This window comes from Colwellia echini (assembly GCF_002843355.2).
Classification (GTDB): domain Bacteria; phylum Pseudomonadota; class Gammaproteobacteria; order Enterobacterales; family Alteromonadaceae; genus Colwellia; species Colwellia echini.
Genome location: NZ_PJAI02000096.1, coordinates 1 through 513 on the forward strand (window position 1 = coordinate 1; position 513 = coordinate 513).

The window sequence follows — 513 nt, forward strand, 5'->3', positions numbered from 1 at the left end:
CAATTCCGCCAAACCCGCATAACCATCAAGTTTTAAAGAGACTTGAACTCTCACATCTTGCGATATTGGAACCTACTCTCTAATAGAAAGCAGCGCGTCATTGTTTTTCAATTCCGCCAAACCCGCATAACCATCAAGTTTTAAAGAGACTTGAACTCTCACATCTAGCGATACCGGAACCTACTCTCTAATAAAAAAGTAGCGCGTCATTGTTTTTCAATTCCGCCAAACCCGCATTGTATCCAAAAGTTTACAGAGTTATTTAGCTCTAGACACTAAAAAAGTTACTAAGAATAGTAACTTTATTATTTGCATATATAAATATGGCAGGGATAAGAGGATTTGAACCTCTGAATGACGGGATCAAAACCCGCTGCCTTACCGCTTGGCTATATCCCTACAGGGAGGTAAAATACATTAACTGCTTTTTATTGTTACTTATAATGAAGTTAAATAAAAAGTGGCAGGGATAAGAGGATTTGAACCTCTGAATGACGGGATCAAAACCCGCTG

General features: G+C 38.6%; 1 tRNA gene. It reads right to left on the reverse strand.

From position 1 onward, the window contains the following. Nucleotides 1–324 precede the first annotated feature (324 nt). Nucleotides 325–399: transfer RNA gene (locus tag CWS31_RS17395), tRNA-Gln, on the reverse strand. Nucleotides 400–513 lie beyond the last annotated feature (114 nt).